General features: G+C 50.8%; 2 protein-coding genes. Both read right to left on the bottom strand.

Translation table 11 applies throughout. The features are described from left to right. The coding region (locus C4F37_RS27165; protein WP_033561624.1) for an antitermination protein Q at positions 1-626 on the bottom strand (626 nt) is incomplete at its 3' end. 14 nt (positions 627-640) lie between these two features. Next, on the bottom strand, positions 641-851 hold a 211-nt coding region (locus C4F37_RS27160), incomplete at its 5' end, for a RusA family crossover junction endodeoxyribonuclease (RefSeq protein WP_033561638.1).

The raw sequence follows: 851 nt of genomic DNA, 5'->3' as shown, positions 1-851 counted from the left end.
TCTCTGATAACAGGCATACCACGTTTTACCGACTCTTCACGATGAATGGCGACACCACGCCCACGGCAATCCTTACAGGCGGTGGAAACCTCACCCTTTCCGCCACACTCCGGACAGGCAACTTTTACCACCTCCCTGACTTTTTTCCATTCTTCCCAGTAAGACGAATACACACCTTTCGTACACTTTGCCCATACCGGCGGCTTACCATCCGGATACTGGACCTTGTTTGTAAAAACTACGCTTTCAATAAATTTTTCCCCATAGCAACAAGGGCACTGCTTTTTACTCGCTGCGCTGCGGGCATAATCCTCAAAAGCGTACGAAGCCATAATGCGCATCACTACCGGTTTTATTTCTGCCGGAAGTTTTCTCAACGCCGCCACACGATCGCACCGACTGAGTGCATAATCTGCCAGTAATTCTGTTGCCCGCGCCCTGTCATTCATACTGATGCCCATTTTCCCCAGGAACGCAGAAAACCCCATCTCAGCCCGATTCTGTGTCATGCCCTGCGCGGCCATCACATCAGTGATACTCAGCGCATCTTTTGACGTTGAGGCCGATGCATCGGTCAGGCCAGGGGATTTTGGGGAGTAGTATTTCGGTAAATCTTCCAGTTTCATTTTTTGACCTGCTCTTAATGCATTATGGGGTAAATCTTCACCCCCAGACGTCCACCAGATACTGGCTGACCACGAACGATATTGATTTCATCAAACTGCTCATCGTCCATTAACACTCCCGCATGCGTCAGCGCATCCAGCGGTGCTTTCAGGATATTGTCCAGGTCGCGACGACGCTTATCCGGTGGCTCTGCAATCACCTTTATCGCCAGCCTTCCGGACAGG

The organism is Escherichia sp. R1, assembly GCF_003000935.1.
Classification (GTDB): Bacteria; Pseudomonadota; Gammaproteobacteria; order Enterobacterales; family Enterobacteriaceae; genus Escherichia; species Escherichia coli.
This window is presented reverse-complemented; position numbering and strand designations above follow the sequence as displayed.